The sequence below is a fragment of the Bacillus sp. ISL-7 genome (assembly GCF_018613065.1).
Genome location: NZ_JAGGQW010000059.1, coordinates 39,288 through 53,325, shown reverse-complemented (window position 1 = coordinate 53,325; position 14,038 = coordinate 39,288). Strand labels below are relative to the sequence as shown.

The window sequence follows — 14,038 nt, the reverse complement described above, 5'->3', positions numbered from 1 at the left end:
GGTTTAAAGTTTTTTAAAATGAGGGATGACGACGATGGTTAAAAAAGGAAAACAAGTGAGATATGAACTTAATCCAAACGGAATTAGGTCGATGCCAGACAATGAAATTAAAACTATTTTACGTGGGGCAGATGATTTGATCCTGAGTGGCGGCCGGGCAATGCTTGCCAAAATTCTTGCGGGATCAAAAGATAAAAAGTTATTAGAACTAGAATTGCACCACAGCCCTGTATACGGGGCATTCAAAGGTGTTCCGCAAAAAGAGATTCTCGCAAAAATAGACTGGCTGATTCTTCATCATTATTTAGCCATCGAGTATAGTGGCAGACTCCCATTGCTTGTCTATACGGATAATGGCTGGGACATTGAACGCGAGACCTATGCTGATGAATTATTGGAAAAGCTTATTGATGCTGCTGAAAATAGAACTTATGAATTTGTTGAAACATTAAAAGACCGGAACCGCAGCTTGATTCTTCTTTTATTAGATAAGATTGCAAATTCAGGCAATAAAGAGTTAATCACAATCCTGGATGCGTGGAAATCGATTGAATATAAAAAAGTCAGGACCAAGATCCAAGAAGTTATCGAACTGTTGGAGAAAGTAGAAGAAGATCCTGAAAAAATACATAATCAAGAAGTGATCTCTTTTTCCGCAAATAAACAATGGCTTTCTATTCCTGCAGAAATCCGTAGAAAATTAGAACAAAATGTTTGGTGCGGTTCTTGTTGTGATGTGGTTAAAATTGAAAGATATACAGTCAAAGAATTTCCTACTGGAATTGTATTGGAAGGGGAATGTCACAAGTGTGGTGGTAACGTGGCAAGAGTTATTGACTGAAGGAGAAATGCTCAATAATGCAAATAACATTTGAAAATATTTATACACTAATTACCAATTATGGGTATATTAACCTTGCTCAATTATCAGAAGTTACGGAATCAGACATTTTGAAATTACATGGTGTTGGACCGAAAGCGGTGAGAATTCTAAATGAGTCCCTTTGAGAAAAAGGACTTTCTTATGCAAAAAAATCATAAAAATGATGACCGCTAAGTGGGAAAAACTAGTCTGACAGTAACCAAAGGAAGCTTACACAACGATTTAAGACTCACATACGCAAAAAAAAAAGCACAACTAGCTGAAAATCCACTAGTTGTGCTTTTTGTGCGAAAAACTTCCGATTGTCCCCTATAAGAAACGTCCCCATGTTCTATGCCATTTATATAATGCAATAGCATTGATGCTATTAATAATCTTTCTCCACCGTTTCGAAACTACTATCTAATATTGATAGAGCCAATTATTATTACTAGTTGATGGAATACAGGTAACATGATAAGTTTAAATATATAATTTATTTGTTTATTAAACTTACAAAAATACATAAATAGTTTCAAATAGAAAGAATTTCAAATTCCACCTAAAAAAATCACAAATTATCCTAAAAAAAGAACATTCAAAAACATTCAAAAGATTCATAAAATGAGAGACAGGAAAACGTTTTCAAATGGGGGGAATCAAATGAATGTAATCAAAAAAGTAGGTCTAGTCATCGATACCATTTTTGAAAAATTCACTCTACTATCGTTAATTGCTTTAATTTTTGTCGTCACCCTACAAGTTTTTACCAGGAAATTATTTAATTTTGTTTTCTTTTGGTCAGAGGAAGTTACTCTTTTGTTACTCGCTTGGTTTGCCTTTATGGCTATAGCGGTGGGATTTCGAGAGTATATCCATTTAGGAATTGATTCTTTCACGAATCTATTTCCTAAAAGTTTTAATAAGGTTTTAGATAAAATCATCAGTGCTTCTATTTTTGCTTTCGGATTATATTTGGTGATCCAGGGCTGGGACTTCACGGTATTGATGATGGATTCAACTTTGCCGGCGACAAAATGGCCAAGTAGTATCACCTATGCGGTGATGCCAGTCACTGGTGTGATGATTTGTGTTTATTCTCTTTTACAATTCTTTAACATTAACACCACTCGCCACAAAGAGATAGAGGAGGGCATGTAACTTGGACAGCAACACAATTGGGATCATTATCTTACTTTCAAGCTTTGTTATTTTAATCTTACTTCGTTTTCCCATTGCCCTTACGTTGATTGCCTCGTCATTACTGACGGTTATCTATCTAGGTATACCTCTTCCGGTAGTGGGCCAGCAAATGATTCAAGGGATGAATTCCTTTTCTTTACTTGCGATTCCGTTCTTTATTTTGACCGGACAAATTATGAGTGAAGGCGGCCTAGCGACTCGAATTGTGAATCTGGCAAGTTTAATGGTTGGTAGAATTCGCGGTGGGCTCGCCATGGTTAACAGTGTAGCTGCATTATTCTTTGGAAATATCTCAGGTTCTGCCGTCGCCGACGTTTCTTCCGTTGGGTCTGTTATGATTCCGATGATGAAAAAGAAGGGATACGAAGCAGACTATGCAGTGGGAGTAACGATTGCATCGGCCATTCAAGGTGTAGTTGTTCCGCCGAGTCATAATCTTGTTTTGTACTCCTTAGCAGCAGGTGGTGTTTCCATCGCCAGTTTATTTATGGCTGGGATTGTTCCTGGATTTATTATGTTAATTTCCTTAATGATCACGGGTTACATTATTGCTAGAAAACGAGGCTACCAAAAAGCGGACCCTGTTCCAAAGTCAGAAATTGGCGGGATCCTTCTACATGGACTTTTATCCTTGAGCCCAGCAGTCATTATTTTGGGGGGGATTATGAGTGGCTGGTTTACTGCAACGGAATCTGGGGCATTAGCTTGTTTGTATTCTTTTATTCTAGCGTTTGTTGTCTATAGGGAAGCAAAATTTTCTAATGTATGGAAAATATTAACCCGGACGATGAGAACTGTTTCGATGGTATTTTTCTTAATAGCAGCATCAGCTTCGTTTGGATGGATATTAGCTTACCTGAAAATTCCTTCAATGGTAACGAACTTATTTTTAAGTATTTCTGATAACCCTATTATTATTCTATTGATTATTAATATTTTGTTGCTTCTCCTTGGAGCACCAATGGACATGGCGCCAATGATTTTAATTATGACACCTATTCTCCTTCCAGTTGTAACCAGCTTTGGAATGGATCCGGTGCACTTCGGAATTGTCCTGATTTTAAATGCTGGGATTGGCCTATTAACGCCGCCGGTAGGAACCGTTTTGTTCGTCGGATGTGCGATAGGAAAGGTCTCGATACAACAAGGGACAAAAGCAATGATGCCATTTTTCTACGCTTTACTAGTTGTTCTGTTGGTTATTACCTATATTCCTGAGGTAGTCCTGTGGCTTCCTAATATGTTAGTCAAGTAACCGAAGGAAAGGTGAAAATAAAATAATATAATTTTTTAAGGGAGGGTTACAAGAATGAAGAAAAAAAAGATTACAGGAATTCTTGCAGCAACGCTTTTAATGGGTAGCATCCTAGCTGCTTGTGGGAAAGAAGCAACGACGGGTACAAAAGATGGGGGTTCGAAAGCTGAGGAACCTAAATATACGTTCCGGTTGGCAGATAATCAGCCGCCAGATTATCCAACTGTTGTTGGAGACAAAAAGTTTGCCGAATTGGTTGATGAAAGAACAAATGGCCGAATTAAAATTGAGGTATTTCCATCTGCCCAATTAGGGGATGAAAAATCCGTATTGGAACAGGTTCAGCTTGGAGCCATTGAGTTCACAAGGATCAATTCTAGTCCGCTTGCCGAGTTCAATGATCAGTTCACTGCACTGGGACTTCCATATGTATTCGAAAGCGAAGAACACTTATGGAATTTTCTTAACGGTGAAATGGGTACAAAATTGTTAGATGGTTTAGAGCAGTCAAAAATGAAAGGGCTTGCTTATTATGATTCTGGGTCACGTAGTTTTTATTCTACTAAACCACTAAAAGGTGTAAAGGACTTAAAAGGGCAAAAAATACGTGTGCAGCAGAGTAAAATCAATATTGATTTCATGGCAGCTCTTGGGGCAAGTGCGACACCAATGCCATATGGCGAAGTATTCAGTGCACTGCAAACAGGAATCATTGACGGCGCAGAAAATAACATTCCAAGCTTAGACTCTTCAAACCATTATCAAGAAGCGAAAAACTTTATTTTAGACCATCATCAACGGATCCCAGAAGTCCTGCTTATTAGTAAAGCAGCATGGGATAAGCTTTCAGAAAAAGACCAAAAAATTGTGAAACAAGCAGCACTTGATTCCGTTCAAGCTCAAAGAGATGAATGGGATAAGTGGGAAGAGCGTTCTACTAAGAAACTGAAAGAGGCAGGAGTTACCTTCACTGAGGTTGATGATATTACACCTTGGAAAGACGCTGTTAAATCCATGGTTGATAAATATTCAATAGATTATAAAGAGGTAATGGATGCCATTGAAAAAGCACGTCCATAATCGATAGCAGGCAGTAAACCTAGCCGGTAAATATATCCATTTACCAGCTAGGTCTTTTCTGTTTAAAAAATCACTAATAAATAGGAATGAATAACAACAATGATGAAGTGGTGGAGAAAAATCGCAGAATTCCTTGAACGATACATCCTCTTAAAAAATCAATCACTGATGATAAAGCTCTGTGTTTTCTCCAGTTTTCTGGTTATTTTTCCAGTCATTTCAGTTGGAGTTATTTCATACAATCGTTCATCGGTTGAACTTGAAAATGTACTTAGACAATCGAGCAGCCAAGTAATTGATCAAGTAGAGTCACATATTGAATATTATTTACAAGATTTTGAGATTACCAGTCTAAAAATTATCAACTCTCCTGAATTATCGAGCCTTTTGAAATTGAAAACGTCAGAAAATAGAGATCAATTTATTGAACCAACTCGTAACACCCTTAAAGAAGCAGAATACTCAAGAGCAGATATAACTAATATCACTATACTACTTAATAACAATCAGGTAATTGATACTCTTGGAAATAGAAATTTCTATCCTGCTACGAAAATGAAAGAGGAATATTGGTATTCGTCTGTCCCACTTAATGGGATGAGTATGTTAGTTATGAGAAAGTTAAAATTAGAAAATAAGGAACAGCCTGTCATTTCACTCGTAAGGAGACTATATAATCCCCAGACTCTCTTACCTGTAGGCATGCTTATTATTGATATCAATTTCAGAAGAATTGAAGAAATCTCTAACAAGGTAACCATCAGTAAAAATGGCTATTTTTCCATTTTAGATGCGAACGGGCATTATATTTACCATCCTGACTACTCAAAGCTCGGGAAAAGGGTTGAATTCAAACAACTTTCAAACCTGAAAACAGAAGGAAACAGCACGGAAATTTTAGAAAATGAACGGAGAGATTTTGTTACCTATACTTTCTCTCGAAACCTCGGCTGGAGGTTTCTATCGGCAGTCCCATACCGAGATTTGGCGGGGGGGATCGTTCAAATTGAAAAAGCCATATCCTTAACCATTCTTGTCTCTTTGATCATTGCCTATTTGATCGGGTTCGGATTCGCCACAAGCATCATTCGGCCCATCCGTCGTCTGCAACATTTTATGAAGGAAGTTGAAATTGGAAAATTAGATGGCAGAGTTCGAGTGGATTCTAATGATGAAATCGGACAATTGACTGCTGGTTTTAATAATACAGTTGAGAAACTATCCAACCTACTTGAAGAAGTATACGTCTCTAAGTTAAGGGAAGCAGAAATGTCACTTAAACAAAAAGAAGTGGAATTAAAAATGCTGCAATCACAAATGAATCCCCACTTTTTATACAATTCTCTTGAAACTATAAGGGGTATGGCATTGGAAGAAAATCAGGAAAATATTGCAACCATGTCTTTCTCACTTGGAAAACTACTTCGGTATAATCTTAATAATCATTCATCTACCGTGAGTTTTAGAGAAGAAGTGAATTTTTGTGAAATGTATCTGCAGATTCAAAAGTTTCGCTTTGAGGACCGTTTTGAGTACATGTTTGATATTCCTCAATGGGTAATGGAACTAGAAATGGTAAAATTTTCACTCCAGCCATTGGTTGAGAATTGTTTTGTTCATGGTTATGGTCCTAATACTAGAAAATTAAAAATTGTGATATCAGCTTTCCGTCATTCTGAGTCTTCCATTGTTATTCGCATTTCCGATACTGGTGAAGGAATAAAGGATCATATTTTAGAAGAAATCAAGAAAAGAATGGACTTAAAAACGTCTACTAGTGATGGGAAAAATATAGGAATCGTAAATGTTCATCAAAGAATTCATTATTTGTTTGGACCTGAGTATGGAATAACCATTCAAAGTGAACAGGGTTCAGGGACTGAGGTATTAATCCATTTACCCATACTAGTTCATCATGTGGAGGAGGAGAGAGTATGAAGAAAAATATCTTGTTGGTTGATGATGAGAGATGGGTTCGAACAGCTCTAAAGTGGACGATAAACAAGTTGAAGCTTCCTTTGCAAGTGGTCCACGAATGTGAAAACGGGTTAGAAGCACTCGACTGGATTAAGCATAATGATGCAGATCTAGTGTTAACGGATATTCGAATGCCGATAATGGACGGGCTATCGTTAGTAAAAGAATTGAGTCATTTGAAGAAGAAACAGGATGTCATTGTAATCAGTGTTCATGACGAGTTTCAATTTGTTCAACAAGCGATTCGAACCGGTGTAACCGATTACCTTCTAAAACCAGTAGAGGAAGCCGAGTTAAAAGGGTGTCTTGAAAAGTGGCTAGAAATGAAATCAAAAGAAGAGACAAAAAGGAATACTCCAATAAATGGGGATGAAAATCTTCCTTCCTCAACGATTGAAAAGGTTTTGCAGTATTTAGAGAAAACACCATTAGACCAAATTACACTGAAGGATGCGGCAGAGTCAGTCCATATGAATCCTAGTTATCTTAGCCAATTATTTAAACAACAGCTGAACAAAAAGTTCGTCGATTTTATTACCGAGCTGCGAATTGAGGAAAGCAAACGTTTGTTACTGAATACAACCTTACGATTAGCCGAGATTGCTGAGAGAGTGGGATACTCGGATTTAGCCTATTTTAGTAACAACTTTAAGAGAATTACAGGCTTTTCACCATCAGAGTTTCGAAAATCAGCGCTTGTAAAGGTACCGGAAAAAACTCCATAAAGGTCGACGAGCCAAGAATCTAGTTTTTGGCTAGGGGTATATATACCTGAATATTTTAAATCTTAAAAAACACAAATTCACCTAAAAATATTCTCTATTATTGTTTACCTTCTAAATTATACAATTATTTTGATTGAAAGCGTTTTCCTTTGAAGAAGTGATAGGAATGTCATGATACGGTTCAGATTTAACTAGTTTTACTCTTTAATAGTAGTCTGTTGCAATGCCCTCTATATTTCTAAAAAATTATAATAATAATTAAATTCAGAAAATTCATTTGACATCATGCTTTCGATAGATTAGGATTAAATTATATTCATAATTGCGGATGAGTATTGTGGGAGAGACTAAACGCATTGTTTAGCACCGAAGGAGCAAGTCCCAAAAATTGGGCTCAATCTCTCAGGTAAAAGGACCACAATAGGACGCGTCTCTGGAGAGCGCCATGTGCCACCAAAGGAGTTATACTCTCAGGTAAAAGGACAGAGGAAAATGGGGAACGCCTATTTTTCTCTGTCCTTTTTTTTTGTGGAGAAAAATAGTAATAAACATAAAAAGGAGGAGGTAAAGACAAAACTAATAATTGGTGAGGCGCATCATGATTGACCTGTTGAATATTTATTTTTTTGAAAAATGTAAGCGCTTATTTATGCCGAATTGACTAAATAAATATTAAATTTTCATTGGGATCAATTTGCAATTATTGATTTTACATATTACTTGATTATTTAAAATCATCAAAAATTTGCAAACATTCTCAAAAAGTAGAAAGAGGGAATTCATATGCAGGAACAAACATTGTCGAGAGGTTTAAAAAACAGGCACGTTCAACTTATCGCTATTGGCGGGGCTATCGGAACAGGATTATTTCTTGGAGCAGGTAGATCTATTCATTTAGCAGGTCCATCGATTTTATTTGCTTACTTGATTACAGGTGTCATTTGCTTTTTAATCATGCGTGCACTTGGAGAACTACTTTTATCCAATTTGAAATATCATTCTTTTGTTGACTTTGTTAGAGACTATTTAGGTAATATGGCAGCATTTATTACTGGCTGGACCTACTGGTTTTGCTGGATTTCAATTGCAATGGCCGATTTAACAGCAGTTGGTCTCTATACTCAGTTTTGGTTTCCAAGTGTACCACAATGGATGCCAGGATTAATTGCACTAGTCGTTTTGCTAATTATGAACCTTGCAACCGTAAAGCTTTTTGGCGAAATGGAATTCTGGTTCGCATTAATTAAAGTTATTGCGATTCTTGCATTAATTGTTGTCGGAATTTTCATGATTATTAAAGGATTTTCCACAAATTCAGGCGCATCCAGTTTCACAAATCTATGGAGCCACGGCGGCATGTTCCCAAATGGCATAAATGGCTTTATCCTCTCATTCCAGATGGTGGTGTTTGCGTTTGTTGGCATTGAACTTGTAGGACTTACTGCTGGTGAAACAGAAGACCCGGAAAAAGTTATCCCAAAAGCAATCAATAATATTCCTATTCGGGTATTAATTTTCTATATTGGCGCCCTTATTGTCATTATGAGTATATATCCGTGGAACGCCATCAATCCAGCGAAAAGCCCATTCGTTCAAGTATTTGTGGCGGTTGGTATCGCTGCAGCTGCTGGTATCGTCAATTTTGTCGTTCTAACATCTGCAGCATCGGCATGTAACAGCGCCATTTTCAGTACAAGCCGGATGGTATACTCACTTGCCAGAGATAAAAATGCACCTGTACCATTTGCAAAACTTACGTCACGTCAGGTACCTTCCAATGCATTGTTCTTTTCCACTGTTGTTATTTTAATTGCCGTTGTTTTGAACTATGTAATGCCAGAAGGAGTATTTACGTTGATTACAAGTATTTCAACAGTATGTTTCATCTTTATTTGGGGTATTACTGTCGTCAGTCATTTGAAATACCGCAAAACCAGACCAGATCTAGCGAAAGCGAACAAATTTAAATTGCCGCTTTATCCATTTTCCAATTACTTAATCCTTGCCTTCCTTGCGTTCGTGCTTGTCGTCCTTGCACTTGCGGAAGACACTCGTGTTGCCTTGTTCGTAACACCTGTCTGGTTTATCATGCTGATTGCAATTTATAAGATGTTGATAAAAAAGGCGGATTATGCGGATCAGGAGAATCAACAACAAGTAGCAGAAAATTAAGTGGCAACCCAAGAAAATAACTTTTATTAATAAATAATGTTTCCGCTTTCAAAAAAGCTTGACTTAGATTCCATTTACTATTATTCTGAAAATAATAAAAATAAATAAGCGGAAGATGGTTGTGGGAGAGTGCAAGTTTACACGCCACCGAAGGAGCAAGTTCCAAAAAGACCCTTGGAACAAATCTCTCAGGTAGATGGAACCACAATTGGACGCAACTCTGGAGAGCGCAGATAAAGTATTTGCCACCAAAGGGGAAGGTTCTTAATCGAACTTAAACTCTCAGGTAAAAGGACAGAGAAGGGTAGAAGTAAGCCATGTGCTACCCTTTTCTGTCCTTTTTTGCGTGCAAAAAAGTATGGTTTCGCTTCAGATTCTATCTTGGGAAAAACAGATAAAATCCGAGGTTAAACACTGATAGAGGTAGCTAATACAACGAATCAAGGGGGAAACGGTTTGAGTTTACAACAAAATGATTCAACTATTTTTGAAGCAATTAGGAAAGAGCAGCATCGTCAGCATCAAACATTGGAGTTGATCGCATCTGAAAACTTCGTAAGCCAAGATGTTTTAGAAGCAATGGGAAGTGTGATGACGAACAAATATGCAGAAGGCTATCCAGGGAAGCGTTACTATGGCGGATGTGAATTTGTCGATGTGGCAGAACAAATAGCGATTGACCGCCTAACACAGCTGTTTGGTGCTAAATATGCCAATGTTCAGCCTCACTCAGGTGCACAAGCAAATTTTGCTGTATTTTTCGCACTGCTTCAACCTGGTGATAAAGTGATGGGGATGAACCTCTCTCATGGCGGGCACTTAACGCACGGAAGTCCTGTTAGTGTTTCAGGAAAATGGTTTGAGGTAGTGTCCTATGGTGTGAGAGAAGATACTCAATTGATTGATTATGATGAACTGGAAGCGATCGCGAATAAAGAAAAACCGAAATTGATCATTGCAGGTACAAGTGCTTACACTAGAACGATTGATTTTGCACGGTTTAGACAAATTGCTGATCAAGTTGGCGCAAAATTCATGGTAGATATGGCGCATATTGCGGGACTTGTTGCAGCTGGTCTTCATCCATCGCCGGTTCCATACGCAGATGTTGTAACGAGCACTACGCATAAAACGTTGAGAGGACCGCGTGGAGGCATTATTTTAACAAATGATGAAGATATGATAAAAGCCATTAATAAATCGGTGTTCCCAGGGATTCAAGGCGGCCCGCTAATGCATATTATTGCAGCTAAGGCGGTTGCATTCAATGAAGCATTGCAGCCAAGCTTTAAGGAATATGCAAAACAAATCATTCTAAATGCCGACACACTAGGCAAAACATTAAAAAATGAAGGTGCAGCCCTTGTTTCTGGTGGAACGGATAATCATATCGTCCTTTTAGATTTACGTCCGTGGAATTTAACTGGAAAAGAAGCAGAAAAATTATTAGAAGAAGCGGGCATTACTGTAAATAAAAATACGATTCCATTTGATCCAGAAAAGCCGTTTGTTACGAGCGGTATTCGCATGGGAACAGCGGCTTTAACGACACGGGGTATGAAACAGGATGATATGGTGAAAATCGGGCAAGTTATCGCAGCTGTTTTGAAGAGCAAAGGGGACAAAGTCGTACTTGAGAAAGCAAAAGAAACAACCAAAGCAATTTGTGGAGTCTATCCGTTATTTCAACAGGCAGTCACAGTATAAGAAAGGGGTATGAGGATGGAATTTCAAAGTTGTTTTGACATTATTGGCCCGATTATGGTGGGACCGTCGAGTTCTCATACAGCAGGTGTCGTATCTATCGGGAAATTTATTTATGAACTGTTAGGAGATTGTCCACAAGAGGTCAAGATTGTATTTTATGATTCCTTTGCTGAAACTTATCAAGGACATGGAACAGATAAAGCACTTCTTGGCGGATTGCTTGGGATGGATACCGATGATACACGCATTAAACATTCATTGGAGTGGGCAAAAGAGGTTGGCATGCAGTACCATTTCGAATTTGAAGATATCTGTGACTACTATGACCACCCAAATACAACAATCGTGACAGTGAAACTCGAAGATCGTGTTGTAAAGGTTGGCGGTGCATCACTTGGTGGAGGCTTATCAAAAATCTTTATGATTAACGAGAAGATGGTAGATATTCGTTTAAGTGCAGGCGATGACTTTACAGTCCTTGCTAGTTCTTATCAACCAAGAGGGAAAGTACTTATGGAGGCAATTTAATGAAGATACAGTCCATGAAAGAGCTGATTGAAGCTTGTGAAAGAGAACAAAAAACCATTGGTGAAATCATGTTGATGATGGAAACAGAAAAATCAGGAAGAGACCAAGAAACCATAATAAGCATGATGGAAGAGCGATTGATCAAAATGAAAGAAGCCGTTGATAGCGGTATAAAAGATGCCTCAACCGCACCGAGTGGAATTTCTGGCGGGGATGCCGTGAAAATGTATGATTACGTACATCAAGGTAAATCTCTGTCAGGTAGTTATGTAAGCAATGCAATGAGCTTTTCATTGGCAACTTCTGAAAGCAATGCACGGATGGGGGTTATTGTAGCCACGCCAACTGCTGGGGCAGCCGGTATTTTGCCTGGTGTATTGTTTTCGCTTCATAAAAATGATGGCACACCCTATAAAGATTTAGTCATGGGGTTGTTCACAGCAAGTATGCTCGGGTATGTCATTGCAAATCGTTCATTCATTTCTGGGGCAGCTGGAGGCTGCCAAGCAGAGGTAGGGTCTGCAACAGCCATGGCCGCAGGAACAATCGTTGAGTTAAAAGGGGGCACGCCACAGCAAGCAGTGAATGCGACGGCCATTGCCATGAAGTCACTCTTGGGTTTAGTTTGTGATCCAGTCGCAGGTCTTGTTGAGGTGCCTTGCATAAAGCGAAATGTGATTGGAACTTCTATCGCATTTTCAGCGGCTGATATGTCTCTTGCTGGGATTGAAAGTCGCATTCCGTGTGATGAAGTAATTGAAGCGATGTATAGGGTTGGAAAAGATATGCCTCGGACACTTCGGGAAACAGCGCTTGGAGGTCTAGCAACGACAGAAACAGGTAAACAGGTGAAGGAACGACTATTTTGTAGGAAATCATAAGAGGGGGTCTATCAATGGGGACAGAAATAGCATTAAAGCAAACACCACTTTTTGAAATTTATGGAAAATCAGGTGCGAAGGTCATTGATTTTGGAGGATGGGCATTGCCAGTACAATTTTCCAGTATTTTAGATGAGCATGAGGTTGTTCGAACAAAAGCAGGTCTTTTTGATGTCTCACATATGGGTGAAGTGCTTGTTGAAGGCAAAGATGCAGAGAGTTACATTAACTACCTTGTCACTAACGATGTTACAAAGCTTAGTATCGATCAAGCACAATATACAGCAATGTGCTATCCAGACGGCGGAACAGTCGATGATTTATTAGTGTACAAATTAGCAGATGAAAAATATTTACTCGTCATTAATGCCTCAAACATTGAGAAAGATTATGAATGGATGAAGCAGCATGTAAAAGGAGATGTGACGCTCCAAAATATTTCGAATGACATTGCACAGCTTGCCATCCAAGGTCCAAAGGCTGAAGGCATTTTACAAAAGTTAACGGAAGCAGATCTATCAGAAATTGGCCCATTTAAATTTGCTCAACATGTCAACCTGGACGGTATTACAGATGTGCTCGTATCTCGGACAGGTTATACAGGAGAAGATGGTTTTGAGCTTTATTTAGATGCTGCACAAGTCGCAGCACTTTGGGTAAAGCTTTTAGAAGTAGGAAGTGATGATGGCTTAAAACCATGTGGCCTCGGTGCACGTGACACGCTTCGTTTAGAAGCACGTCTTGCACTCTATGGTCAAGAGCTATTAAGTGATATTAGTCCCCTTGAAGCTGGAATCGGCTTTGCCGTAAAAACGAAAAAAGAAAGTGATTTTATCGGTAAATCCGCACTTTCAGCACAAAAAGAAGCCGGATTAAAACGAAAATTAGTAGGAATTGAGGTAACAGGCCGGGGGATTCCACGCCACGGTTATCAAGTAGTTTCAGAAGGTGGAGAGGAAATTGGTGTTGTTACATCAGGAACCCAATCACCATCTTTAAAGAAAAGCATAGGCCTTGCACTAATATCCGCAGAACATGCAGAAGTGGGAACACCATTAAAAGTGGTCATCCGTAATAAGCAGATTGAGGCGGTTGTTGTTAAAACACCGTTCTATAAAAAGGGTTAATAGAGTGATAGAGTTCTCTGGTTAACTTGCATAAAGATGATAGGCAGGCCGACTGTACGTAAACTTACATGAAATCAAGACCTGAATGATCAAACTTGAATTTACAATCGGAAGGAAGAGAAACAATGACTAAAGCGACAGCAACTTTACTATATAGCAAAGAACATGAGTGGGTATTACAATTAGACGGAAATCGAGTACGTATTGGAATCTCTGATTTTGCACAAAAGCAATTAGGAGATATTGTCTTTGTTGAAACCTTAGAAGTGGATGATGAAGTAAAAGCGAATGAATCAATGGGGACCATCGAATCAGTAAAAGCAGTTTCTGACCTATACTCTCCTGTATCAGGTACGGTTGTTACTGTAAACGAAGAGTTAGGAGATGCTCCGGAGACGATTAACGAACATCCATTTGAAGCAGGTTGGTTAGTAGAAGTGGAAATGTCCAATCCTGAAGAATTGGAATCACTTTTAAATGAAGATGCGTACCAAGCATTTATTAATGAAGGAGAGGAATAA

At 38.5% G+C, this 14,038-nt stretch carries 13 protein-coding genes and 2 riboswitches; all 13 genes read left to right on the top strand.

The window, feature by feature from the left end; genetic code table 11:
- The first annotated feature begins 34 nt into the window (after positions 1-34).
- The 13 genes from J7E66_RS24240 (at position 35) to gcvH (ending at position 14,038) form a co-directional block, all read left to right on the top strand.
- Positions 35-841: an RQC domain-containing protein gene (locus J7E66_RS24240; protein WP_215004571.1), complete on the top strand. Its 807-nt coding sequence runs from the start codon at positions 35-37 to the stop codon at positions 839-841.
- 17 nt (positions 842-858) lie between these two features.
- On the top strand, positions 859-1,008 hold the full coding sequence (locus J7E66_RS24235; RefSeq protein ID WP_215004569.1) for a helix-hairpin-helix domain-containing protein: 150 nt from the start codon (positions 859-861) through the stop codon (positions 1,006-1,008).
- A gap of 517 nt (positions 1,009-1,525) precedes the next feature.
- The gene (locus J7E66_RS24230; RefSeq protein ID WP_168244362.1) at positions 1,526-2,023 is read left to right on the top strand and encodes a TRAP transporter small permease; all 498 of its coding nucleotides are present in this window, start codon (positions 1,526-1,528) and stop codon (positions 2,021-2,023) included.
- 1 nt (position 2,024) lies between these two features.
- Positions 2,025-3,320: a TRAP transporter large permease gene (locus tag J7E66_RS24225; protein ID WP_168244361.1), complete on the top strand. Its 1,296-nt coding sequence runs from the start codon at positions 2,025-2,027 to the stop codon at positions 3,318-3,320.
- Between the two features lie 54 nt (positions 3,321-3,374).
- Positions 3,375-4,400 carry a TRAP transporter substrate-binding protein gene (locus J7E66_RS24220; RefSeq protein WP_215004567.1) on the top strand — a complete coding sequence of 342 codons (1,026 nt, stop codon included), beginning with the start codon at positions 3,375-3,377 and terminating at the stop codon, positions 4,398-4,400.
- Between the two features lie 99 nt (positions 4,401-4,499).
- Positions 4,500-6,338: a sensor histidine kinase gene (locus tag J7E66_RS24215; RefSeq protein WP_215004565.1), complete on the top strand. Its 1,839-nt coding sequence runs from the start codon at positions 4,500-4,502 to the stop codon at positions 6,336-6,338.
- A complete protein-coding gene (locus J7E66_RS24210; RefSeq protein WP_215004563.1) occupies positions 6,335-7,102 on the top strand; it encodes a response regulator transcription factor in 768 nt (255 codons plus the stop codon). Before J7E66_RS24215 ends, J7E66_RS24210 begins: the two co-directional genes overlap by 4 nt.
- 328 nt (positions 7,103-7,430) lie before the next feature.
- A riboswitch (glycine riboswitch) is annotated at positions 7,431-7,530 on the top strand.
- Between the two features lie 355 nt (positions 7,531-7,885).
- Positions 7,886-9,274, top strand: a complete 1,389-nt coding sequence (locus tag J7E66_RS24205) for an amino acid permease (RefSeq protein ID WP_215004561.1) — start codon at positions 7,886-7,888, stop codon at positions 9,272-9,274.
- A 112-nt stretch (positions 9,275-9,386) separates the two neighbouring features.
- A riboswitch (glycine riboswitch) is annotated at positions 9,387-9,489 on the top strand.
- Positions 9,490-9,730: 241 nt separating this feature from the next.
- Positions 9,731-10,981 (top strand): serine hydroxymethyltransferase, encoded by a 1,251-nt coding sequence (gene glyA, locus J7E66_RS24200; protein WP_215004559.1) that lies wholly within the window; start codon positions 9,731-9,733, stop codon positions 10,979-10,981.
- A gap of 15 nt (positions 10,982-10,996) precedes the next feature.
- Positions 10,997-11,509 (top strand): serine dehydratase beta chain, encoded by a 513-nt coding sequence (locus tag J7E66_RS24195; protein WP_215004557.1) that lies wholly within the window; start codon positions 10,997-10,999, stop codon positions 11,507-11,509.
- Entirely contained in the window at positions 11,509-12,390 is an 882-nt protein-coding gene (sdaAA, locus tag J7E66_RS24190; protein ID WP_215004555.1) for an L-serine ammonia-lyase, iron-sulfur-dependent, subunit alpha, read from the top strand. Before J7E66_RS24195 ends, sdaAA begins: the two co-directional genes overlap by 1 nt.
- Positions 12,391-12,404: 14 nt before the next feature.
- Positions 12,405-13,517 carry a glycine cleavage system aminomethyltransferase GcvT gene (gcvT, locus tag J7E66_RS24185; protein WP_215004553.1) on the top strand — a complete coding sequence of 371 codons (1,113 nt, stop codon included), beginning with the start codon at positions 12,405-12,407 and terminating at the stop codon, positions 13,515-13,517.
- 125 nt (positions 13,518-13,642) lie between these two features.
- Positions 13,643-14,038, top strand: a complete 396-nt coding sequence (gene gcvH, locus J7E66_RS24180) for a glycine cleavage system protein GcvH (protein WP_088088213.1) — start codon at positions 13,643-13,645, stop codon at positions 14,036-14,038.